Origin of the sequence: Comamonas sp. E6 (assembly GCF_001010305.1) — a bacterium.
In the GTDB taxonomy this organism is placed as follows: domain Bacteria; phylum Pseudomonadota; class Gammaproteobacteria; order Burkholderiales; family Burkholderiaceae_C; genus Comamonas; species Comamonas thiooxydans.
The window spans coordinates 75718-97686 of sequence record NZ_BBXH01000025.1 but is presented as its reverse complement, the minus strand read 5'-3'; the positions used below and the strand labels follow the sequence as shown (position 1 = coordinate 97686).

Sequence of the window (21969 nt, the reverse complement as noted above, 5' to 3'; positions counted from 1 at the left end):
TTGGAGGTCGATTGAGCATGACGCTGTATGACGTGATCATTGTTGGAGGAGGCCAGGCTGCACTGTCCGTTGCTTACTTCCTGAGACGCACAAACCGCTCAGTGCTGATCTTGGACGCTGAGGATGCGGGTGGAGGTGCCTGGCAGCATGGCTGGGACTCTCTGCGCCTGTTCTCTCCTGCAAATTGGAGCTCCATTGCTGGCTGGCCCATGCCCAGCTCCGGGGAGCAGTACCCCAGCCGTGACCATGTTGTTAGCTACCTGCGCCGGTACGAAGCCCGCTACAGCCTCGCGGTGCAGCGGCCTGTGCTGGTGACGGCGGTGGAACCAAGAGACCACGGCTTTGCCGTAAAAGCAGGTGATCGATCGTGGGATGCGCGCGTGGTGGTGAGTGCCACAGGGACTTGGCGAAATCCGGTTATTCCGGAACTCGAAGGTCGGTCCGCGTTTGGCGGTCTCCAGGTTCACTCCGCACATTACGTGTCGCCCAGCGCATTTCAAGGATTGCGCGTCATGGTGGTCGGCGGCGGTAACTCGGGCGCGCAGATCTTGGCTGAGGTCTCGCAGGTCGCTGCGTCCACTACCTGGGCCACTTTGAGCCCGCCTGCCTTTCTGGCAGACCATGTGGATGGGAGAGTGCTCTTTGAACGCGCAACTGTACGATGGCAAGCTATCCAAGAAGGCCGTGACCCGACGGACTTGCCCGGGGGATTTGGCGATGTCGTCATGGTGCCCCCTGTCGTGGAGGCCCGCGCACGTGGCGTGCTTCATGCCGTAGGAACATTTGAGAGGCTGACGGCCGAAGGCGCACAGTGGGCGGACGGCACCAGTCGCACGGTTGACGCCATCTTGTGGTGCACCGGGTTTAAGCCCGCACTCCAGCATCTGGAGTCTCTCGGCGTGGTTTCCGATAACAAAGTCATCGTAGACGGGACACGCGCGTGCGATGTGCCAGGTCTCTGGCTGGTCGGCTACGGCGAGTGGACCGGGCCCGCATCAGCCACTCTCATTGGCGTCATGCGCACGGCGCGCTCAACTGCAACCGAGATTGACCAGTACCTTACCGCACAAGTGCTTGCGTAGGTTCCGTCTAATGCGTTGGTTTACATGTGCATGAGAATGCACGTATTATTCGGAGCATGTCCTCCTCGCCTCTCAACCGCACGAATGCCATTGACGCCGCCATTGCGTCTTTGGAAAGCAGCTTTTTCAAAGCGCTTTGCGAGCCTGCCCGGATTGCAGTGCTCAAGCGAGTGATGCAGTTGGGGAGCGCTGACGTTACGGAGATCGCTGCCGAGCTGCCGCAGGAGAGATCCGTGGTTTCTCGCCATCTGCAGATCCTGTCTGAGGCTGGGATCGTGCGCGCACAGAAGGTGGGCCGACAGATGTTCTACGAGGTGGACGGTCCCTCAATCATCCAGCGGCTTGAGGACATGCTTTCTCACACGAAGGGCATTGCAGCGTATTGCTGCCCTGGCAATCAAGGGTAGTTTTTATTTCACCCAATACGTGTATATGTGCGCACAAATGAACAGAAATGACTTCGAGGTGATCGTGATCGGTGGCGGTCAGGCTGGATTGGCGTGCGGGTGGCACCTGCAGCGCCAAGGGCGTGACTTCGTAATTCTGGATGCGCAAGACAGGCCGGGGGGGAACTGGCGCAACTACTACGACAGCCTCACGCTGTTTTCGCCGGCAAGGTACTCGGGATTGCCTGGCATGGCATTTCCGGGAGATCCAGGTCGCTACCCCCTGCGCGATGAGGTGGTTGAGTACCTGGAGCAATACAGTGATCACTTCCAGTTGCCAATCAAGCAAAAAGCACAGGTCGTCCTGGTGGAGCGAGAGGGGACAGGCTTTCGCGTTGCGACAGCAGATGGACAGATCTTTTTCTCGAAAGCCGTCGTGGTGGGCACGGGGGCATTCAGCCAACCCTACATTCCCGAAATCACAGGCATGCAGGACTTTGAAGGCCGGGTGCTCCACAGTGCAAGCTATGCAAGAGCCCAAGAGTTTTCTGGAGAGCGTGTCATCGTGGTAGGCGCTGCAAACTCTGCGGTACAGATAGCGCATGAGCTGGCCCAAGTGGCGAATGTGACGTTAGCGACCCGAGAACCTGTGCGCTTCTTTCCTCAGCGGCCTTTGGGTATCGACTTCCACGCTTGGCTGAAATGGACAGGGTTAGAGAAGACGAAATGGCTCAACGACCAAAGTACTCCTGTGCTCGATCGCGGGACCTATCGGCGTGCGCTGCACTCTGGGCAGATTCGGCACAAAGACATGTTCCATCAAGTGACGCGTGATGGTGTGGTCTGGAAAGACGGAACTCATGAGCCGGTTCAAAGCATCATCTTTGCCACAGGGTTTCGCCCGAACCTGGGGGCACTCGGGCAACTGCCAGTGTTCGATCATCAAAACCGGGTAGCTCATAAAAACGGTGTCTCGACCATGGTGCCGGGCCTGTACTTCATTGGGCTGCCCAAGCAGCGCAGCTTTGCATCGGCCACATTGCGCGGTGTGGGGCCAGATGCTCAGTACATAGCGAAAAGACTGAGAGCTCAATTGCGCTGATTCAGAATGGCTGTTTTGGGTCGACGCAAGCCTTCCGGAGAACGTAGGAGTGGTCGTTCGAGCCAGTACACAGCAAACCACGCAATCGAGCGGCAGGTCCCGAGGATGAACAGGCTGCGTTCAACGGCTGGTGTTAGCCTTTGCTGCCGCTTAGGCACTGGACGGTGAATGACTCAGATCAGCCTGAAGCGGCTATTTAGCCTATTTGCCACTGGTTCAACTTTACTTTTAATATCCATTTAAATATATCAAATATATTTGATATGTTATTTTAAATATTATTTAAAATAGTCATAAGTAGTGCCACGCAGCGCAACCAGTAGCTTGGTTGTTGATCGGCCGCTTCTCTCGCTCGACGTCCTGAGCTTCCCCCCCGTTTTGTGCGCCTGATTTGATCAGGTAGTTTGCTCGCGCATGCGTTTTGAACGCTTGTGCGGCGTAGCCGTGCCTGTCAATTTGAGGGCGTGAGCCTTGGGAAGAATTGGGTAGCACAGGGCACTTCTTTTCCACTTTCCCCCTTTGGAGTTTTCTATGACTGATACAGGTCAGGCCGCCGCATGCCCGAACGATTCTTCTCCTGCTTCTCATCACAAGGCCGTTGCTGGTACGCCCTTGTTTGCCCTGGGCCAGGTACTGGCCACACCTGGGGCATTGGAGCTTCTGGAAACCCATGAACTGACAGCACTGCCGTTTGTGCTGCGCCATGAGTCGGGTGATTGGGGCGATATTTGTGCAGAAGATCGGCAAAGTAATGCTGACGCTTTGCAGTATGGCTACAGGCTGATGTCGGTGTATGTGATTTCCAAGGCAGAACGCTTGTGGATCATCACGGAAGCTGACCGTAGTAGCACCACGCTGTTGTTGCCCGAGGAGTACTGATGCTGGGGCGGCACTTTGTGGTGCACTCGCAGCTGAGCGTGGGCCGCTCAGGTGCAATGGCCTATCAAAACAAGCTGCTGCTGCGCCAGGGCGAAAACGACATGGCTTGCGGGCACCACTGCGTGTTGATGGCTTTGATGCTGCTGGGCCAGGTGTCACGCGATGACCTGTATGAAGGCGACCTTGATGCACGGCTGATGGAAGTGAGTGCCATGGGCCAAGCTCTGTACTTTAGCGGCTGTAGCAGCGCAGCCATCAGAGAACAGTTTGCCCCGTTTTCTGAACAACTGCAGTGCCGCCAATTGCGCCGTAATGTCGAGGCCCGCACGGTGGCTGCATTGGAATCTGACCATGTGTGCCTGGTGCGCTTCACTTCGCCCAGCTACAGCCATTGGGTGCTGGCAGTGGGTGTGATGTATTCCGATGGCAAGCCAGATTCTTTGCTGGTGCTCGACCCTTTGATGGAAGGTGTGCCGCTCACTCCCTGGAATGCCTTGCTGGAGCATTGGGGCAGCAAAAAGCTGCGCAACACCAACGCCCGCTGGTCAGAAAAAGCCACCTTGGACAAGGTGGTGCAAGTCGGTTTGCGCAGCCGCCGTGGCACGGCCATTGCGCTGGCTTGAGTTTCAGTTCTCGATCTCTCTTACCTGATTTCCCTTGTGCACGTTGTGCGCCTGGTGCTTGGCTTTGGAGGCTGCACTCAGGTGCCGTTGCGGCGTGCCTGTTTTGAAAGTTTGACCATGCACCCTTATCACTTGAGGTGGTACCGCTACCGGCGTTTGTTGGCGGCGGTGATGACTTTGCCTGCACTGGATACCTCAACGCTTGTTCCGCATGAATTCAGTGGGCAGTGGCCGTGCTGTTTCAATGGCTGTGCCGAAGCTGGCCGCTATGTGCATGCTTCAAGGCCATGCATGGAGCCGCAGTCGGCCATGGTGCTCGAATTGGCCGATGCGGCTTTGCAGGCGGTTGAGCCAATCAGTCAGCGCACAGCCGCGTGGCAAGCATTTGCACGGTGTGCGGTGCCCCAGTTGGGTTTGGGCAGCTTTGCACGGCTGGTGGCACTGCTGCAGCAATACGGGCCTGATGAAGATGCTGAGCTGGCTGTATTGCTGTGGCAAGGAAAAATCACTCAGCAAGTAGCCGCACTCAAGGCTGTGCAGCGTTTACGCCACCTGGTCGCATTCTTGCAAAGCCAGGGCATCACGGATGCCGCCAGCTGGTTGCAGTGGCGGGATTCGGTAGATGCGCAAGCGGTTGTGCACGGTGCATCGCATCAGGAGCCAGACACGGTCAATGCTTTGCTGTGGCACTTGGACAGCGTGCGTTGTGATGTGCCTTGGGTGCTGACGTTTGCAAGGCGGGTGCTCGGTCAAGCCCCGGCGTATGGGCACATCATGCTGGCAGTGCAAGAAATGGCCGAAGCCATGAACCTGAGTGCTAAGGCTTTGGCCAGGCGCATAGCGTGGCATGAGCGGCTGTTTCAAGCATTGGGCGATGTGCCAGAGCTACGGCTGGCGTGGTGGCGGTGCGTGAAGCGCACTTTGCAAACCCAACTGACCAACGCTACAGCGGCCAAACTGCAAGTGCAGGGAGTCAAAGAGCCTTTGCCGCTGTCGCTGGCCGTGCACCTGCGCCAGGGACAACCCATGCTGACGATTCAGCTGCCCCGTGCGTTTGGTGCAGCACCCGCATGGCCCAACTTGACCATGGTGCAGCTATCCCAACAAGGTTGTGGATCAGGGCTGGGGCTACGTTTGCTTCTACAAGGCGAAGGCGTGCTGCCCGCTCAGCTGCAGTTGGACATCGCCAAGCGCTGGAAAGCAGCCCGGCTCCAGCAGCCAATGTGTGAGCGCATCAGCCCCGTCAAATGGGAAATCAGCTGTGGCTGGTGTGATGGACTGTGGAATCCTTCCGGTATGAGTCTGGCTGATGTGGCCGACTGGGCCACGGACACAGCGCTGCAAGTGACGGAATATGTGCAGTTGCTCAAAGGTATGCTCAGGCGTGAAGCCATTAAATAAAGGCTACAGTATTGATGAGCATGCCCACGCCATGAGTGCAGCACCATGCGACTACAGCCAATTCCTTTGACGGTAGAAGTGACGGTACTGCTCTACTCAGTTAGCCCCAGTACCTGTACAGCACCGTGCTGTAGCATTCGAGAAAGGCTCAATTTTTTAGCTATTGACAATTGAGTGGGAATAAAGCGCTGTCGTGAACTGACGCGCAAGCTTTAGACCTTTTCTCATGCAAGCCCGCGATATCGCGGGCTTTTTTCATTTCTATCTAGCTCTATCTGGAACTAGCCGGTCTTGCGAAGTCGGCGGGTTTCGATGGCACTTTGCATGGCACCGAGCGTCGCCAATACCATCCACCTCGTCGATACCATCAGCCCTGCTTTCTGCAGTTGACGGCATCAAAATCACCTAAGTCTTTGATTTTAAAGACGGTGCCATGCACAAAAACGCGCTTGCTTGCTGCTGGTATCGCGCATATGCCCGCGAACAGTCACCGCAGGAGCGCGGGCAACACGAGTTTGCAGAGCAAGAGGCCAAGGCTCGAAAAGTTGGACTTTGGCGAGAGGCCGGGCCAATCGCGCCATGGGATTGGCGCAAAGCCTTATGCGAGCCTCGGCACAACCCAAGTCCGTAAACAACCCTATGCTGACCGTCGCCCTAGCGAATTGACCGCCGAAGAGCAGCCAGCTAACCGCTGCCCGCTCCGAGCTACGTAACATTACGGCCATAGGCGCTCGGTTGTCCAGACAGCGCCGTCGCGTCTGTAGCGAAGACGTATGTGGCGTCGCTGTTCATGACCTTGCCAGAACTCAATGGTGTCAGGCCGCACAGCATAGACAACCCATTCGGGCGAGATAAGTTGCGGGTTCTCTTCAAGCCGCTCCAGTTGTTTGGCCAACCCATCTTCAAATTCCCTATCAGAGTCCAGAACATCACTTTGCCGACCGAGTAGAGCTCCGGCGCGAGAGCCATGTGGTCGCGCCAAGAAATCGGCTGCTTGAGCTTGAGGACCCATGTCGTGCGCAACACCACGAATGCGGATTTGACGTCCAAGTGCAGGCCAATAAAAGGTCAGTGCCACATTGGACTTGTAGGAAATTTGGTGGCCCTTGGGGCTGCTGCGTGTGATGGCGAAGTGCCAACCGTGGTCATCTACATTTTTGAGGATTAAGACACGCGCATCGGGATGTCCGTCAGCATCCACGGTGGACAAGGTCATCGAGTGCGGCTCTCGGATTCCAGCGTCGATGGCCATCTGCAGCCATTCGACGAAAAGGACTTCGGGGTTGGCGGGCGCAAGCGTGATGTCGAAAGGCTTATATGGGCCGGGCAAGGATTTTAGGTTCCGCAGCAGCTCTCGTATGTTGGACACGGTGTTGTCTCTTTCACTAAGTAAACGATTCATGTTCACAATGCGCAGATTCTCCGTCACCTCATGGCCGTCGTTAGTCGGAGTCCGCTTCTGGCCGTCTTCAGTTGTCGCGCTGAGTCTTCGCTTGCTTCTGAATCGAGAACGTCACCGTGAAGTCCGGGTTCACCACTACTTCGCCAGTGGTCCGAAGCCGGCACTCGCCGGGCTCAGCCTTTCGAAACGAACGCGTATCGGGAGGTAGGTGGAACTGCTCGCCGGCTCGCTGGCCTTCCAGTGATAAAAGAATTCCCTTGCGCTCATCGGCATGGACGACGCGACCGAACAGTTGTTGCTGCTCGAAAGGCTCCTCGGCACCCACGTCAAAGTAGGCAAGTCCAACGAGAACCAATTGCCCGGGGAGCGTGTTCGCAAGGGTCGCGTCCCATGGCAGCTCTTCATTAAAGTCGTTGCTCATGGCCGAAATTCTGCCCTTAAGTTAGAGGTCTGCTCCTGGCCGAGAGCACCACTTCGTACTGGCCGCCGATAGTGGCCTGTCGAACGATTTCCTGATCACAAGTCGAATGACTGCTGTCAGGGCGCACACCAAGCTCACGTTGTCGCCCACGGGCCGTCTTTCAATGACGCTGCAGATTGCCAACGCCGAAGTGCTCATTCGCCTCCGAGGTTGAATAACCCAATAACCTCGCAATTGGCACGTCATCGAGTTTGACCTGATCCGCCACGCTGCGCAGAATTATTGTTCATCTTGCCGCCGCGAGCCAAGACGACAAGTGCGTGTTCCTGTGGCTCCCATGGAGGTTCGTATGAGCTATCACTTGGAAGGTCGCCTGCTCGAGGTTTGTAACTGTAAGGTTCTGTGCCCCTGCTGGATTGGCGAGGACCCGGACTACGGCACTTGCGACACCATCGTCGCTTGGCGCATAGACAAGGGAAACGTGGATGGTGTTGACGTGGGCGGCAATACCATCGCTGCCGTAGCCCATGTTCCCGGCAATATCCTGGAAGGCAACTGGAGGGCCGCGATTTTTGTCGACGACCAGGCCTCCAAGGCACAAGAGGAAGCGCTGCTCAAGGTCTACACCGGCCAAGCCGGGGGGCCGGTCGCCGATCTCGCCAAGCTGATCGGCGAGGTGGTATCCGTGGAGCGAGCACCCATCCGCTTCACGGTCAAGGAGGGTAAGGGCCAGTTGGAGATCGGCAAGGACTACTTCGCTGAACTCGAGCCGTATCGTGGAGCCATGGATAGGCAGACCACGCTTTCCGATACCGTGTTCTCGACGGTACCCGGGGCACCGGTTTTTGTGGGCAAGGCTCCGACCTACCGATCGAAAAACGCCGCCCTCGCCATCGACCTCGATATCAAGAACCACAACGCCCTGCAGAGCACCTTTGTCTTTGACGCCTGAGCCGCCGGGTCAATCCAAGGCGAGTAGCGATCGGAGCACAAGCGCGGAGATTTCCCAATGACGCCGCAGGCAAGCCCTACGCTGACCAGCGCCACCCGTCACCGTCGCGTGTTCTTGCCGGTCTTGGCAGCACTGGTGGTGCTTGCCTGGGTGACGTTGTGGGCTTGGGCGCGCAGCCCTTACGGTCGCTATCTCGAACACGGTGACTGGACGGCGGAAGGGCCGGCAGCGTTTCTGTGCCGCGTCGTTCCCGCCGGCGATGTGGTCGTACCCATGGCGCTTTACGCCGTTGCCTGGATCCTGATGACGGCGGCCATGATGCTACCCACCACCTTGCCGCTGTTCAACGCCTTTGATCGGTTGACGACCGGGCGCACGGACCATGGGCGCCTCTGCATGCTGCTCGGCCTGGGCTATATGGCGGTATGGGGGGGCTTCGGGCTGCTGGCACACGCACTTCACTCTGCGGTGCTGTCTTTGCTCTCCAGCGTACCCACGCTGGCTTGGCATGGCTGGCTGCTGGGTGCGGCGACCATTGCCTTGGCCGGTGTTTTTCAATTTAGCAAGCTCAAGTACCAATGCCTGGAAAAGTGTCGTACGCCCTTGAGCTTCGTGATCGAGCACTGGCATGGGGGTGAGCACCCAGCGCGGCAGGCGTTCGCGCTTGGCGCTCACCACGGCCTGTTTTGCGTCGGCTGCTGCTGGGCGCTGATGCTGTTGATGTTTGCGCTCGGTACCGGCAGCCTCGGCTGGATGCTCCTGCTCGCGGCCGTGATGGCGATCGAAAAGAACATCCCCTGGGGCCGGCGTCTCAGCAAGCCGCTAGGTATCGCGCTGCTGTCTTGGTCTGCCATCATCGTAATGAGCCATGGTTGACACGCGTACTGGCCGCACCTCCTTGCAAACGCTCTCGCTGCGGTGGCGATGCTCGCCTTCGCGGCCAATTCATTGTTGTGCCGACTTGCACTGCAGAAAACAGGCATCGATCCGGCCAGCATCGACAGCATCCCCTGCAGGTCAGTTCTGCGTGGAAATTAACAAACAGGGAAATGTCCGCGTTGATATGTTCCGTCGCAGACCGAGCAGAGCCCTAACGACTGCAAAAGCTACTTCACACATCTACTTTCGCTATGCAGCGATTGCCGTCATTGATACAGCCAAGTCCGCCGGGCCACCTCATGACACTACTCGGCCGCTCGAGCCTGCGAGCAGGATCTCTGCGGAGGGCACGCGCTCATACCTTGGCTAGGAAAGCCGCCGCATCACCCGCTTCACACTTCCAGTCTGCGAAGACCCCAACCAGATTGCATTCCACGCAGTGGCAAGCGATGTAGTACCAGCGCACGTCATGTGTGCCCTCGTACACGGAGACGCCGGACATCAGCTCGAACACCTCGTTCTCGCACACGCACTCGTGCGCCTCGGGGGCGGCCTCTTCAACGTAGTCCGCGCTGTCGCCCATCAGGTGTCTCTGCCCGCAGTCGGTGCAGGTGCGGATTGCCACGCCTGCTTCTTCATCAGTCTGCAGCGCAAAAGTCCGGCACCCGCAATTGCATTTGGACGAGGCAAACCGGACGGCCTCATGGCGATTCGCAACGCTGTAGCTGCGCAGCTCGGCTTGGGTGTCGCCGGACGTCGTCCCGTACATGAACTCGCCCTTCTTCGTCAGTGCCATTGATGCTGTTCCATTCTTCAAGGTGGGCTTCCCGGCAGACCTGACGCCAGGCTTGCCCCGATCCTCTGGATTTTGCCTGAAGGCACGGTGATTCGTCGTCAAGGGGCCGGATCGGGGTGGTCGCCGACAAGGGCTGCGGAAATCCTTGAATGCCGATTCTTGGAGATTGCAGCCAGAGACCATCAAGTTCAGTTGTTGATCGCCGCCGACCTTCGATGTTGAAGCCCCTACGTCAGCTCTCAGCTTGAAGCAGTTGGCCAAGCAGCCTTCGCGAACGGCTGCTCCTGGCCGACTGGCGACGGCCCTGCACCCGTTGACTGCCTGTCCTGAACCGGACGCTCAAGGCACAGCCCCGAAGGTCAGCTTTGCGGTGCTGTACTCACCAGTAGCTAGGCCCGGCTTCGGCCAGAAGCGGAATTCCAGCCAACGATTGCTAGTGTCGGCTTCAAACTACTTGCAGCTGCTGAGATCTGGCAAGCCTATGATCGCTGCCTCCGATTTCTGTTGGATCGGTTGGATGACGCATGCAGCAAAAAACAAAGACATTCCACTGATCATTTTTTTCCGATCAATGAGTTTCTTACACAAGAAATCTGAATTTTTGATCATGGAATTATGGAAAAAGCCATTACAAAATTCTTGTTCTAAAGGCGAGCGGGAAGATTTTTGAGTTTAAATGCTGGGAGCAACAACCATTAAAGCGCCCACTATGTGTGCATGTTAATAGTCATGCGCAGAGCATCAATGGGTTAATTTGGAACCCTCTGTATAGCTAGAACGCATGAGAAGATGGATAGTTATTAGTGCTGCCACCTTGTTTGCAATTCTCGCCAGCACCCTGCCGTTAGTCGCCATGTTCGCGATTGACCAAGACAACGCTAACGAGACGCTGCAACTCTACGTCAATGACCGCGCATCCTATACAGCACTCCGGGGTGAACGGACATTGGAGAATGCAAAGCAGGCACTCGTCCGCGCTCAAGCGATAGACGGGGCGGACTGCTCACCAGAGCACATGGGTCAAATGGGCCAGGTTGCCGTAGATGCACATAGCATTGAGGACGTTGGCTATTTCAGAAGCGGACAATTGGTCTGCACACGATTAGGCGTGATCTCCCCGCCCGCTAGGGCACACGCTGGAGATTTGGATCTCGGCGACGAATATTCACTTCACTTTGCCGAGCAGCCCATACTGTTTAAAGGCAAGCCACGCATTGAACTGCGTCGCGGCGACTACGGGGTGCTCATCATGCCTGGGCGGTTTACCGACTTGGTTGGGCATCCCGACACGACGCTAGGTCTGGCGACCAACCAGGGGCATGTACTGGAAGTTTCTGGATCTGCTGATTCGCAAATCATCAAGGCACTGATCTCTGGCGAACCTTTCGTAACGAGCTCCCGATATGTGTATGCGACACATGCAGTCAATGATGATCTGGTTGCCTTTGCACTCATCGACCGTGAACATGCCCGATACAAAACCTCTGTGGACTGGCGTTACATCCTGCTAGTCGGCGGTGGAATTTCGTTCACTCTTATTGGATTTATCGTCTGGTTCTCAAGATTACAGCTTTCCCCTGCAAAGACACTGGAGCAGGCAATACGAAACCGCGAATTCGTTGTTCATTATCAGCCGATCATTGAACTCTCGACTCGGCGGTGCATCGCAGCTGAGGCGCTAGTGCGCTGGCAGCAGCAAGGTGGTCGGCTGGTGCCGCCCGATCAATTCATCCCTCTGGCAGAGGCGAGTGGCCTGATCCCTTCGTTGACTAATTTGGTGGTCGAGACCGTTACGAGCGAAATGGGGACATTGCTCCGCAGTAAGTCGGATCTACATGTCTCCATCAACATCTCGGTTCACGATATAGAGAGTGCGCAATTTCTGCTTGGACTTACCGCGGCCACCGCAAAGGCTGGAATTGATCCATCGCAGATCTGGCTTGAAGTGACGGAGCGTAGCTTTATGAATGTTCCAGCTGCAAGGAGGACAATCGCGGCCGCTAGAGACGCAGGGTTCAGGATTGCGGTCGACGATTTCGGAACAGGCTATTCAAGCCTTGCACTCCTTGACGGACTACCGTTAGATGCATTGAAAATCGACAAATCTTTCGTCGATGCAATTGGTCACGACGCTGCACAAAACATTGTCACGCGCCACATTATCGGCATGGCGCATGAATTGAAGTTGGCCATGATTGCAGAGGGCGTCGAGACACGTGAGCAGGAGACTTATCTCAAAAATGCAGGTGTCCAGTTTGGCCAAGGGTGGCTCTATGCGAAAGCGCTGCCTGCCGAGCAATTCATAGCTTTGTTGACTTGCTCTCCAAGCGATGAAGGTTTGGACAACCACGGAAATTTGAGGGTGCTCGAGCATGAAGCTTAGAGTTGCCTATCGCACTGGAGCAGTCCAAAGGTAGACCAAGGTTGTCTGCCTGTCCATTAACGAAATGAATGCATGACGGGCGTTAGCGGCAGCAGTCGCTGCATTGCTGACGTTCGGGCTCATGAAACGGATGTCGGCAGTTCAACATCGTCAACTCCTTCGGCAAGCCCAATGAGCTGTGGGGCGTCCCAATAGAAATCGACCCCAACACCACGGGCGTGATGGTTGCGGTCGATGGGATGGAAATGCCTTTGGTCGAGGCTACTGAGGGAGCGCGCAGACTTGACTTCTCCTCTGTCACGCTCCTTCACACAGGGTGCCTTAGATAGGTGAGATTTGAGCGTCTTGCGTCCCAGCTCTTGTTGCTTGCGGCGTCATCTCGTGCTCGACTATGCTGCGTAGTAGCTAAGGCGAAGTCCCATCAATCGGACGAGCCTTATTCAGATCGAGGGGTTGAGACTTATGCAGCTAAGTTGGGCCGGTGTCGACCATTGGGTAGTCTCATTAGGCTGTGGTCTGCTTATCGGTCTCGTAAGCGAGCGTCGCGGGAGTGAGCGCGAGAGCATCGCAGGAACTCGTACCCACGCCATAGCAGCGTTGCTTGGCTGCGCGGCCTGGTGGTTAGGCGTGCTGCCCTTCGCCGTTGTACTTCTGTTGGTCGGGGCACTGACCGTTGCAGCCTACTGGCACTCAGCCCCCAATGACCCAGGCCTGACCAGTGAAGTGACTCTACTTTTCTCACTAACTCTGGGCGCCCTATCGCACAAGAGCCCTACCTTGACGGCAGCTCTGGGCATTCTTTGTGCCTTGCTGGTGCATTCCAAAGGCCCCATACAACGCTGGAGTCGTGAGTTACTCAGAGAGAAGGAATTGAGGGATGGCCTTCTGCTGGGCGCTGCGGCGCTGGTCGTGATGCCACTTCTGCCGCAAGCGCCTGTAGATCCATGGGGTGTGCTAAGCCTCCCAGCCCTTTGGAAAGTGGTCGTGCTGTTCATGGCTGTTGGCATGCTGGGACACATACTGACTCGAGTGCTGGGCCCGCACTGGGGCCTACCTGTGACCGGATTCTTTTCTGGATTTGTGTCATCTACCGCGGCTATAGCCAGCCTTGGCCAGCTGGCCAAGTCCGACGAACATCAGCAGGCGCAAGCCTTTGGCTGTGCCATGTTGGCTCAGTTGGCCTCGCTATGCCTGTTCATAGCAATTCTCTCGACAACATCCATAGCTCTGATGCTGTCTATGGCACTCCCTCTACTAGTTGCAGCTCTCTGCCTTGTGTTGGCTGCAGCCACAGGATTGCTGAATCGACAAAAAACTGCCACGCAAACTGAATTTGAGACCGAACGGATATTTAAGCTTTCCACTGCATTGCTGATTGCCGGCACCATTGCGTTGATGTTAGTTTTAGGCGCCTGGCTCCAGCATGTCTTTGGCAGCACTGGCGTGCTGGTCGCGGCGGCATTTGCAGCTTTGGCCGAACTGCATGCCGCTGCTGCGAGCTTAGGCCAGCTTTTTGCGTCAGGTAGTTTGCCCCTGTCCACCGCTCAATGGGGATTGGTTGTGATTCTTGCTTCCAGCGCAATCGCCAAATCCGTACTGGCGTTCACCACCGGGGGAGCCAAATATGGAACACGAATCAGTCTGGGACTAGCCTCTATGGTGACAGGAGCAGGCCTGTCACTGCTATGGATTGGCTAATACGAATTCCCCATCAGTGATGGGGTGCGTGATGCTTGCGGTCGATGAGACGGAAATGCCTCTCGCTGAAGGCGACTGAGAGACGAAGCCCACCCGGGATGGCTACTGGCGACCAGCCGTGAGGATGGCCTCGTGTATTTCGGGCTAGGCCCGGTAAGTGTGGTGCGCTCCCCGGTTCCTTGCTAGTCGTTCTGACCCAAGACGATCAGAACTGCACCGCTTAAGAGTAGCAGGACTGCCGAAGCTATCCAAAGCTCAAGGTTCGCGATGCTGCCCTGGGCATCCAGAGCAAATCCTGCCGCAAAAGAAAGTGCCGCACTGATCACTAGCAGTGTTCCCAATTTGCTGCGCAGCATGGCTTTTGTCTGTACTTCTCTATCAATGATTGCTCGATGGCGGCAATGCAGGCTTGGTATCCGAGCCTTCATGGACCCCATACCTGGATCACCTCGGCCATGTCCTATTTTCGTCGATGACTGGGGGATATGGAGGCAGGTTTCAATGGCCTTGTTACCGAAGGTAGATAAAGCACCATAGGCGGCAAGTGGCTCCTGGTATTCACCGCGGACATGGCAATACGCATGCCATCGGGCATATCGGGATCGGCGACGACTGCCTGGATGTACTGATTCTTTTGGACCTCGGCCGTCGCGGCCTGATCCACGTAGTAGCTGCCGCCACCAATGCCGGTCAAGACCAGCAAGGCACCAATGCTGGTGAATCTTGCTCATGGCGTGCCCCCTACGGCAGCCTTGGCCCTATCGCGCAGCTCCGCGCACCTGCTCATGCACATAGTCACGGCGCCATTTCCAGACCAGGTAGGCTGCCTGCAATGCCATAAAGGCAATCGATGCCAGGACCAGCCAGTCACTGAGGGGCAGGCCTGCGAGCCGGAAGCCTCCGGCTGTTACTGCCCCCGGCGTGGCTTGTGCGGCCGCGACCACAATGTCTTGTTTCTGCTCGGCACTCAGATGCTGGTGAATGCCCAGCAGCGCCAGCATTGATGCGAGAGCTTTTTTCATGCCCCGGAGTGTTCCGGGGCTGGACTCAATGGTCGAACCCTAGAGGGGTGTACGCCCTACTGCAGGCCGCTATCGACCACAAGCAGCCATTTGACGAGCATCCATAAAGCGGTCATCCCTTAGCCCGACAGCAATCCCGATCCCGCATCTCAATCGCACAATTATTCAATATTTCTTGTATTATTGATTAATGCAAGAAATCCAAGTTATCCGTTCCCTCTCAGCTTTGGCCCATGAAGCACGCCTGCGCGTTTTTCGTGCGTTGGTGGTTGCAGGACCTGAAGGCCTGACTCCCAGTGCATTGGCGGAACAGTTGGGTATTGCCCCCAATGCACTGTCGTTTCACCTAAAGGAACTGTTCCATGCTGAACTCGTGAGTCAAGAGAAGCAGGGCCGAAATGTGCTCTATCGCGCTGCATTTCCCGTCATGAATGGTCTGCTCGCATATCTCACCGAGAACTGCTGCCAGGGAGCTGCCTGCACGCCAGACGCCGCAGCTTTGTGCCAGTGCTGAAGCGCTCGTTGCTAGGAACAGTTCACCATGTTGACGGCCATCCTGATTTTCATCTTCACACTGACGTTGGTCATCTGGCAACCGCGCGGCCTTGGCATTGGCTGGAGCGCTTCAATCGGGGCCGCTGTCGCTTTGCTGCTGGGGGTCGTGCACTTAGCTGATATTCCGGTTGTCTGGCACATCGTCTGGAATGCCACGGCGACCTTTGTCGCCATCATCATCACCAGCCTTTTACTGGATGAGGCTGGTTTCTTCGAGTGGGCTGCATTGCACTTTGCCCGCTGGGGTGGCGGCAGCGGAGTCAAGCTGTTTGCCTGCATCGTGCTGCTGGGTGCCGCCGTTTCGGCCCTGTTTGCCAATGACGGAGCCGCGCTGATTCTTACGCCCATCGTGATGGCCATGCTGGTGGCGCTGGGCTTTTCTCCGGCGGCAACGCTGGCGTTCGTAATGGCCGCCGGGTTTATTGCCGACACTGCGAGCTTGCCGCTGATCGTCTCCAATCTGGTGAATATCGTCTCCGCCGATTTTTTCAAGATCGGCTTCAACGACTACGCATCGGTGATGGTGCCGGTCAACATCGCCTCGGTCCTGGCCAGCCTCGGTGTGCTGCTGCTGTTTTTCCGACGCGATATTCCTGCCACCTACGACGTGGCCCAGCTCAAACAGCCTTCGGCTGCGATCAAAGACCGGGCCACATTCCGGGCCGGCTGGGTCGTGCTGGTCTTGCTTCTGATTGGCTTTTTTGTTCTGGAGCCTCTGGGCGTGCCCGTCAGTGCTGTGGCGACCGTGGGTGCAGCGATCTTGCTGGCTGTGGCTGAAAGAGAGTGAGATAAAGGTAGTAGGTGTGGCGAGATAAATCGAGACGTAGCGGCACATAGCGTGACGTACCGCAATACTGACTTGAAAATGAGTTGCATCAGTTGAAACAACGGTGGGACGAGAAGTAAGACATATCTTTTGGGATGATTGGTCCTACATTAGGCTACGTCCAACTCACCGAGGGAGCACAAATGCTAGAAAAATGGAAGCGTGCGGTGGTTCACCTAGAGTGCGCCACAGACAGCGAGCATTTCTATGACAGGATCAAACGAATAGATGAGATGCGCGCACTGCTTGAACAAGAAAAAATTACACATGAGCAGTTCGCCGAAGAGTTATCGGGCCGATCTAGGGATATCCGATTCCATGGAACTGCCTTGTTCCTCTCCCATGCCGGACGCCGTTTTCTCTTGACAGCACGACACGTCGTGTGGGACGAGCGATCGGCTAAGCGAGAGATGGAGGAAGATGCTCAACGCATGATGGGTTGGCCGGAACACATGCGCGAACACCTGCATCAAACAGCGACGGAGCGAGCACAGAGCCGAATTTTCAACATCATATTTCGCGTGCCCTCAATTGAAGAGGTGTTGGCCAATCAAAAGGGTGAAGAGTTTCTGATGAATCTCGGAGCAAGAACATCCGCTACCGTTCCATACACTTTCTCTGGTCCGGATCTTGATTTGGCCCTCATCTCTCTCGATCAACGTGATTCTCGCTTTGCGGACGAACTCGTCGCTCGTGGCTTCGCTCCAATAGCGTCAGACGACATTGCTGATTGGCCCGACTCAGAGGGCCAGGAGGTCATCACTGTGGGCTTTCCCAGCTCAACAGCATTGATTGGTCAAGTAAGTCAACATCCTGCGACGGCTCACTGGTCATCTAGCCATTTTTCCGTTCCCGTCACATCCTTCGGGCGTGTATCAATGCTCCATGAACAGTTACCGTTTTACTGGGTTGATATGAGTATCTTTCCAGGCAATAGCGGGGGGCCTGTTGTGGCCAATGATCGGCTGGTCGGTGTCGTGAGTGCCCAAGCAACTTTGCCTATTGATGCGATACCTGAAGTACGTACACGAATTCCCTTCGGAAAAATTATTAAGAGCTGCTACGTCCGAGCCCTTCTTGAGGAGCAAATCCAGAAAGATCGATATCACGAGCGATAGGTCCCGCTTAATCTCAAGTTGCAACAAGACGCCTATCAAAGGACGTTCTTAGGAGACTAGGCATGCATTTGAGAATGCCCTCAGTTCCCGGCAATAGCCAGAAAAAGTAAAAGGCCCCAGATATGGGGCCTTAGTCGTTGAATAGGTCTCTGTTGCGCCGGTCAGTTGCCGCCGCCATGCGCTTTCTGACCCGGTCTAGCAGCTTGCGCATGCTGCGTTCGTGCATGTCGTACTTTCGGGCCAGGTCCGCGATGTTGTAGCCGTTGAACTCGGCGTAGATCTCAGCTTCGCGCTGGCTGAGCTTCCACCGGTAGTCCTTGGGGATGTTGATCAGCTGGCCGCCCCAGTAATCAGCCAGGTGGTCTGTCAGCGAGCCCGCAACCAGGTCGGCCGCTGGGCCGGAGACATGCTCCTGCAGGTGTTTCTTGGCCACGTCCATCAGGTCCGCCAGGAACTGGTTCCTGCGGATCGCCATGTTGGAGTCACGGTCGACGTGAGTGGCCATTGAAATCGGGTCTTCAGGTGGGGAATGGACGCCCTGCGGCAGTGCGTAGATTCTCCCATGCTTCCCACTGCACATCAAACCCTTCGCCCTGGGTTGAGCGCTCAAAACCGCGAGCAGCGCAGCCTGTCTGTGCCTCGCTCATCAGCCCCTTGTGATACCTATCGCGCACTTCCTCCTTGAGTGTGGCCACGGCCCCAGGCAAGTAGCGCATGGCCCACTTTTTCAGGGACTCAATCACTGTTTCAACGCGTCGGCCGCTGCGCATCCACTGCACGTCATCCACCTTGACCATGCGCTTCACATACGCCGTCAACGCCGCTTCTGACGGGTCGTGCACAGCTCCCAGCTCGTGCAGGAACAGCCACAGGGCGCGCACTTTTCTGGCGTCTATGCCTGTGGCCTGTTTGCGGTCCGTCCTGGTCTTGCGCACCTTGAATCCTTGTGCCTTGAGGTAGTCCAGCACCTTTTGCATGCCGTCGATGGGCAGCGCTGCCAAGGATTCATCACCGCCCTGGGCAAACAGGATGGCGCGATAGTTGGGCTCGTCCAGGTTCAGGTCGCGGCGGGCCACCTGGATCAGCTTTATCAGGCGGTTTCGATATTCTTTCTGGGTCTTTGTCGTCATATTTGTGGCCTTTGGGCAAAGAAAAGGCCCCCAGCTGGCTGCTCGCCTGCATGGGGGCCATCATTTCTGTGGGTCAGTGAACTTGCTGGATCTCTTCGGCCATCTTGCGAGCCGCTACGCGCCAGGCCTCCTGGGTCGTATCGGGCAGCTTTTCCCAGGGCAGAGTCCAGCCCGAGCTTTGCGGAATGGCATCTTGGAATGCTGAGTAAGCCTCACGGGCAATGGCTTCAAAGCTCTTCATCGTCTTCGTCCTCTGAATTGGTGGATACGGTGAACGGCAGCTTTTCAAAATGGGCGATGCCGGCCTCCATACCCATAGAAAAGATCATCGCTTCACGCTTGGTGAGCTCGACTTGAATCTCCTTGCCTGAGTCTCCAATGACTTTGACCGACGTGCCTTCATTGGCATTGGATTGAATGCCACGCGCTGCTTGTAGCCGCCCCTCGTGCCATTCCTGAATGCCTTCTACAAATTGAAGGAGCTGTGACTTTTCGCTCATACAGCCGCCAGATCCATGGTGATGGGTTTCCACTCGGCGCTGGCTTCGGCGCGTTTGTAGAAGCGGATATAGGGCTTGGTATCTGCCACCTGACGGCTATCGGCAATGGCCTGCATGGCCTTTTTCCAGTCGTCGTCCTTGATATCCAAGCGCAGCAGGCCCAGCACACGGCCGGTATTGATCAAACCCTCTTTGTCCACCTGAAATGCGTCCGTGATCAGCACCTTGATGTTGTCGTTGGAGCCCGCTGACCAGCGCGTCACGCACTTGTCGATAAGCACCTTGGCCGCCTGCAGCTGCTCGCCAAAGGTGATGCGGTCTTGCATTTGCAGAACCACCTTCAACTTACCGCAAAAGGACATCAGCGTGACGTTGCCCTTTTTGCCGCCGATTTTGACGTCGTATTGCTCCACGCTCGCTTCAATGAAGGCATGCACATCGCCAAGCGTTTTCAGCTTGAACTTGCCCATGGCCTGGCTCATGACTTCGGCGCTGGCGCACAGGTCTTTCACCAACTGGTCGCGCAGCTTGTCGATGGGCTTGACCTTGGACTCGGGCACCAGATTGCCCTTTGCGTTCTCCCAGTAGCCGAGAGGAATTTCAGGAATATTTTGCTGTGTCATTTGTAGTGACTCTTATCAATGCTTGGTGGTGGATTGAGGGGAGATCAGGCCGCTGGAAAGCGCCTGGGCGACCTTAGAGAGCACCGCGGGGACCTCATGCATGCGTCCTGTTTGCTCAGCAATAGTTAGGTAGGAACTCAGCAATGCGTCCATGCTGAGATCCACCAGCTCTCCGCTGTCGGCAATCAACTGTGTGATGCCTTGGCACAAAGCCGCGACACGTTTAGAGGCCTCTTCTCGGGGAATAGTCAGAATTTGAGTCATCACGTTTCCTATCAGCAGCGCACGCCATGGCTGGCGATTGCGCTGAAATCCATTGATCCCTGACGGGGCGGTGTGAACGGTTCGGGCTTGTAATCGCCCTCCATCACATTGATCTGCCGCCGCTCGGGCATGTCGCCCATGGGCTTAGGCTCGCCGTTGCTTGGCCTCCTTGCTGCCAGGCCTTGACTGAACAACGGAATGGCGTCCTTGCAGATACCCCAGCACAGCTGCGGCCTGTCATCCACAAGCTCTAGCCAGCCGCCAGTGCGCAGATTGCGTAGACGCTTGACCAGGTCGCTCTCCAGCTCACCTGTCACAGGTCGAAGCTGGAACAGGTTCTGAGGGCCGTTCTCCAGGATGTGCGCCAGCAGACGCTTGCTGTCCTCGCTCAGGCGGTTTTTTTTCAGTGCCATCACATCACCCCCATTCCCAGCTCAACCTGCACATAGCCCGCCAGCGAACCCAGGCAAGCGGCGGCGGCCGCCACCATCGCTCCCAGCAGCAAAAATTGGCCGATGGAGTCAGAGGGATGCCTGCCAAGCGCCGCCTGGAGCAGGCCCTTGAATGCCTGCAGACCGCGCTCCAAGCGGGCGCGTAGGCCGCGCTTGCGGTAGCACTGGACTGCACCAGGCTCAAAGAAATAGCGCTTCATGCAGATACCTCCTCTTGAACTCGACGGATTGCGCGGTTAGGCAGGGCCTTGCCGTTGAAGCGATACCAGTCCTGGGTGGCCTCCAGAACGGCCGTGGCCCGGTCTGCGCTGAATGCGCGCTGCAACACGCGGGCGCGCCGCTTGATCCATACAAGGCGCAAGGCCTTGTAAGCAGCCATGGATGCCACTTTTTTATGCATCGCCTGCCCCTTGAAACGCTGCCTGGATCAAGGCTGCATCCACCTTCTCGGCACCAATCAGCACGGCCTGGTTCATGGCGCGGGTAACCAGGTTGTTGACAGCCAGAGGGTGGCACTTGGACACGTCCTGGGCGGTGCGCTTGCCGCCGAAAGTGCGGTTTTCGGTACGGCGCAGCGCAGTGCGGATAGCGTCGATGGCGTCAGGCTCCAGCACCCGCGCCATGTCATGGCCAGCGCACTTGAACTTGTGCTGCAAGTACGCGCCCAGGTTCTGATCCAGGGGCGGCAGGGTCACCAGCTCGCAGCGCTGCACCACCTCGCGCACCTCTGCAGACTTTTCGCTGAGCTTCTCGGCCAGCTCGCTTTGGCCCACCAGGATGATGGACAGCAGCTTGCTAAACCCGTCCTCCAGCTCGTAGAAGCGCTTCATGGCCTTCAGCGTCGGGGTGGCCAGGTCGTGGGCCTCCTCAATGATCACCACATGCTTGCGGCCAGCGCGGGCGCTGTCCTTTAGCAGCTGGTGCATCTGCTCGGTGCGGGCTTCCACCGAAACGCGTGCGCTCTTGCCGGGTGCAATGTTGCGGATGATGGCACCAGTGATATCGGCGGCAACCAAGGGACGGCCCGACTTGGAAGCGCTGCTGGTATTGACCACATAGGGCTCAATCACCGTAATGGGTGCGCCGCTGGTGTTGATCCACTCCTGCAAGTCCTTGCGAATGGTGCTCTTGCCCGCGCCGGAGTCACCAACCACACCCAGCATGCCGCCATGGCTGGCGGTCTGGCGAACGGCTGCCCGGACATAGCGGATGTCTTCGCTCTCAAAGACGTCAGCGCTGGAGCGCAGCTCGTCAATAAAGGGGTCCTTTAGAATCTTGAAGTGTTGGCGGGCCTCTTGGGTCAGGCGTTGGTGGCGAACATACATCTCTTGGTCCTCTTGTGTTGTGGCCTGCTGGCCGTGGGAATGAAGGGCACCTGGTGCGCTGCAACGCATCGGGTGTTCTCCCTCGAATAGCTCGTCAAAGGCGTGAAGCACCTGTTCTTCGGTAGCGCCGTGGCACCGCAGGAACTCTTC

At 56.8% G+C, this 21969-nt stretch carries 28 protein-coding genes and 2 pseudogenes; 15 read left to right on the top strand and 15 right to left on the bottom strand.

Going from position 1 to position 21969, the window contains the following annotated elements:
• The first annotated feature begins 17 nt into the window (after window positions 1-17).
• The 7 genes and pseudogenes from CSE6_RS21075 to CSE6_RS26550 form a co-directional block, all read left to right on the top strand.
• Complete coding sequence (locus CSE6_RS21075) at window positions 18-1082, top strand: ArsO family NAD(P)H-dependent flavin-containing monooxygenase (protein WP_059441397.1); 1065 nt, start codon at window positions 18-20, stop codon at window positions 1080-1082.
• Between the two features lie 26 nt (window positions 1083-1108).
• Complete coding sequence (locus CSE6_RS21070; RefSeq protein WP_238585758.1) at window positions 1109-1489, top strand: helix-turn-helix transcriptional regulator; 381 nt, start codon at window positions 1109-1111, stop codon at window positions 1487-1489.
• Window positions 1455-2570 (top strand): NAD(P)/FAD-dependent oxidoreductase, encoded by a 1116-nt coding sequence (locus CSE6_RS21065; RefSeq protein ID WP_238585757.1) that lies wholly within the window; start codon window positions 1455-1457, stop codon window positions 2568-2570. Before CSE6_RS21070 ends, CSE6_RS21065 begins: the two co-directional genes overlap by 35 nt.
• Window positions 2571-3101: 531 nt before the next feature.
• Window positions 3102-3449 (top strand): hypothetical protein, encoded by a 348-nt coding sequence (locus CSE6_RS21060; RefSeq protein WP_034383916.1) that lies wholly within the window; start codon window positions 3102-3104, stop codon window positions 3447-3449.
• Complete coding sequence (locus CSE6_RS21055) at window positions 3449-4072, top strand: hypothetical protein (RefSeq protein ID WP_034383914.1); 624 nt, start codon at window positions 3449-3451, stop codon at window positions 4070-4072. Before CSE6_RS21060 ends, CSE6_RS21055 begins: the two co-directional genes overlap by 1 nt.
• 309 nt (window positions 4073-4381) lie before the next feature.
• On the top strand, window positions 4382-5473 hold the full coding sequence (locus tag CSE6_RS21050) for a hypothetical protein (protein WP_238585756.1): 1092 nt from the start codon (window positions 4382-4384) through the stop codon (window positions 5471-5473).
• A 460-nt stretch (window positions 5474-5933) separates the two neighbouring features.
• Window positions 5934-6104, top strand: a pseudogene (locus tag CSE6_RS26550) (thermonuclease family protein); the annotation flags it as partial.
• Between the two features lie 84 nt (window positions 6105-6188).
• Here CSE6_RS26550 and CSE6_RS21040 read toward each other — a convergent pair.
• Together CSE6_RS21040 and CSE6_RS21035 are read right to left on the bottom strand one after the other, a co-directional pair.
• Window positions 6189-6875, bottom strand: a complete 687-nt coding sequence (locus CSE6_RS21040) for a pyridoxal 5'-phosphate synthase (RefSeq protein ID WP_034390401.1) — start codon at window positions 6873-6875, stop codon at window positions 6189-6191.
• Window positions 6876-6942: 67 nt separating this feature from the next.
• The gene (locus CSE6_RS21035) at window positions 6943-7296 is read right to left on the bottom strand and encodes a hypothetical protein (RefSeq protein WP_059441396.1); all 354 of its coding nucleotides are present in this window, start codon (window positions 7294-7296) and stop codon (window positions 6943-6945) included.
• A gap of 349 nt (window positions 7297-7645) precedes the next feature.
• Here CSE6_RS21035 and CSE6_RS21030 point away from each other — a divergent pair, with 349 nt between their 5' ends.
• Window positions 7646-8248 (top strand): DUF1326 domain-containing protein, encoded by a 603-nt coding sequence (locus CSE6_RS21030; protein WP_034355609.1) that lies wholly within the window; start codon window positions 7646-7648, stop codon window positions 8246-8248.
• A gap of 57 nt (window positions 8249-8305) precedes the next feature.
• Window positions 8306-9124 carry a DUF2182 domain-containing protein gene (locus CSE6_RS21025; protein ID WP_059441395.1) on the top strand — a complete coding sequence of 273 codons (819 nt, stop codon included), beginning with the start codon at window positions 8306-8308 and terminating at the stop codon, window positions 9122-9124.
• 358 nt (window positions 9125-9482) lie between these two features.
• On the opposite strand, the gene CSE6_RS21015 is transcribed toward CSE6_RS21025, so the two are convergent.
• Complete coding sequence (locus tag CSE6_RS21015) at window positions 9483-9923, bottom strand: hypothetical protein (RefSeq protein WP_034355577.1); 441 nt, start codon at window positions 9921-9923, stop codon at window positions 9483-9485.
• Window positions 9924-10167: 244 nt separating this feature from the next.
• Between CSE6_RS21015 and CSE6_RS21010 the strand changes: the two genes are divergently transcribed.
• From CSE6_RS21010 to CSE6_RS21000, 3 genes are all read left to right on the top strand, one after another.
• Window positions 10168-10593 (top strand): hypothetical protein, encoded by a 426-nt coding sequence (locus CSE6_RS21010; RefSeq protein ID WP_152668619.1) that lies wholly within the window; start codon window positions 10168-10170, stop codon window positions 10591-10593.
• Window positions 10594-10737: 144 nt separating this feature from the next.
• Window positions 10738-12306: an EAL domain-containing protein gene (locus CSE6_RS21005; protein ID WP_193751155.1), complete on the top strand. Its 1569-nt coding sequence runs from the start codon at window positions 10738-10740 to the stop codon at window positions 12304-12306.
• Window positions 12307-13083: 777 nt separating this feature from the next.
• Entirely contained in the window at window positions 13084-14004 is a 921-nt protein-coding gene (locus CSE6_RS21000; protein ID WP_238585755.1) for a DUF4010 domain-containing protein, read from the top strand.
• A gap of 182 nt (window positions 14005-14186) precedes the next feature.
• On the opposite strand, the gene CSE6_RS26215 is transcribed toward CSE6_RS21000, so the two are convergent.
• Together CSE6_RS26215 and CSE6_RS26210 are read right to left on the bottom strand one after the other, a co-directional pair.
• The gene (locus tag CSE6_RS26215) at window positions 14187-14735 is read right to left on the bottom strand and encodes a hypothetical protein (RefSeq protein ID WP_165571926.1); all 549 of its coding nucleotides are present in this window, start codon (window positions 14733-14735) and stop codon (window positions 14187-14189) included.
• 27 nt (window positions 14736-14762) lie between these two features.
• A complete protein-coding gene (locus tag CSE6_RS26210) occupies window positions 14763-15026 on the bottom strand; it encodes a hypothetical protein (RefSeq protein WP_052087157.1) in 264 nt (87 codons plus the stop codon).
• A gap of 190 nt (window positions 15027-15216) precedes the next feature.
• Here CSE6_RS26210 and CSE6_RS20990 point away from each other — a divergent pair, with 190 nt between their 5' ends.
• The 3 genes and pseudogenes from CSE6_RS20990 (at window position 15217) to CSE6_RS20980 (ending at window position 17525) form a co-directional block, all read left to right on the top strand.
• A complete protein-coding gene (locus tag CSE6_RS20990; protein ID WP_059441393.1) occupies window positions 15217-15540 on the top strand; it encodes a helix-turn-helix transcriptional regulator in 324 nt (107 codons plus the stop codon).
• Window positions 15541-15567: 27 nt separating this feature from the next.
• A pseudogene (gene arsB, locus CSE6_RS20985) lies at window positions 15568-16362 on the top strand (arsenite/antimonite efflux transporter); the annotation flags it as partial.
• 188 nt (window positions 16363-16550) lie between these two features.
• Window positions 16551-17525: a serine protease gene (locus CSE6_RS20980; RefSeq protein WP_059441392.1), complete on the top strand. Its 975-nt coding sequence runs from the start codon at window positions 16551-16553 to the stop codon at window positions 17523-17525.
• 130 nt (window positions 17526-17655) lie between these two features.
• Here CSE6_RS20980 and CSE6_RS20975 read toward each other — a convergent pair whose 3' ends face one another.
• The 10 genes from CSE6_RS20975 to CSE6_RS20935 all read right to left on the bottom strand — a co-directional run bounded on the left by CSE6_RS20975 (window position 17656) and on the right by CSE6_RS20935 (window position 21819).
• The gene (locus CSE6_RS20975) at window positions 17656-18030 is read right to left on the bottom strand and encodes a Mor transcription activator family protein (protein ID WP_059441391.1); all 375 of its coding nucleotides are present in this window, start codon (window positions 18028-18030) and stop codon (window positions 17656-17658) included.
• 13 nt (window positions 18031-18043) lie between these two features.
• Window positions 18044-18655, bottom strand: a complete 612-nt coding sequence (locus tag CSE6_RS20970) for a gp16 family protein (protein WP_059441390.1) — start codon at window positions 18653-18655, stop codon at window positions 18044-18046.
• A 73-nt stretch (window positions 18656-18728) separates the two neighbouring features.
• Window positions 18729-18896 (bottom strand): hypothetical protein, encoded by a 168-nt coding sequence (locus tag CSE6_RS26205; RefSeq protein WP_193751154.1) that lies wholly within the window; start codon window positions 18894-18896, stop codon window positions 18729-18731.
• Window positions 18883-19155: a hypothetical protein gene (locus CSE6_RS20965; protein ID WP_059441389.1), complete on the bottom strand. Its 273-nt coding sequence runs from the start codon at window positions 19153-19155 to the stop codon at window positions 18883-18885. The genes CSE6_RS26205 and CSE6_RS20965 overlap by 14 nt, the downstream gene beginning before the upstream one ends.
• On the bottom strand, window positions 19152-19778 hold the full coding sequence (locus CSE6_RS20960; protein ID WP_059441388.1) for a DUF3164 family protein: 627 nt from the start codon (window positions 19776-19778) through the stop codon (window positions 19152-19154). The genes CSE6_RS20965 and CSE6_RS20960 overlap by 4 nt, the downstream gene beginning before the upstream one ends.
• A 15-nt stretch (window positions 19779-19793) precedes the next feature.
• On the bottom strand, window positions 19794-20042 hold the full coding sequence (locus CSE6_RS20955) for a hypothetical protein (protein WP_059441387.1): 249 nt from the start codon (window positions 20040-20042) through the stop codon (window positions 19794-19796).
• A gap of 11 nt (window positions 20043-20053) precedes the next feature.
• On the bottom strand, window positions 20054-20455 hold the full coding sequence (locus CSE6_RS20950; protein ID WP_059441386.1) for a hypothetical protein: 402 nt from the start codon (window positions 20453-20455) through the stop codon (window positions 20054-20056).
• The gene (locus CSE6_RS20945) at window positions 20455-20694 is read right to left on the bottom strand and encodes a hypothetical protein (protein WP_059441385.1); all 240 of its coding nucleotides are present in this window, start codon (window positions 20692-20694) and stop codon (window positions 20455-20457) included. The genes CSE6_RS20950 and CSE6_RS20945 overlap by 1 nt, the downstream gene beginning before the upstream one ends.
• Entirely contained in the window at window positions 20691-20873 is a 183-nt protein-coding gene (locus tag CSE6_RS20940) for a hypothetical protein (protein WP_152668618.1), read from the bottom strand. The genes CSE6_RS20945 and CSE6_RS20940 overlap by 4 nt, the downstream gene beginning before the upstream one ends.
• 13 nt (window positions 20874-20886) lie before the next feature.
• Window positions 20887-21819: an ExeA family protein gene (locus CSE6_RS20935; protein ID WP_059441384.1), complete on the bottom strand. Its 933-nt coding sequence runs from the start codon at window positions 21817-21819 to the stop codon at window positions 20887-20889.
• Window positions 21820-21969 lie beyond the last annotated feature (150 nt).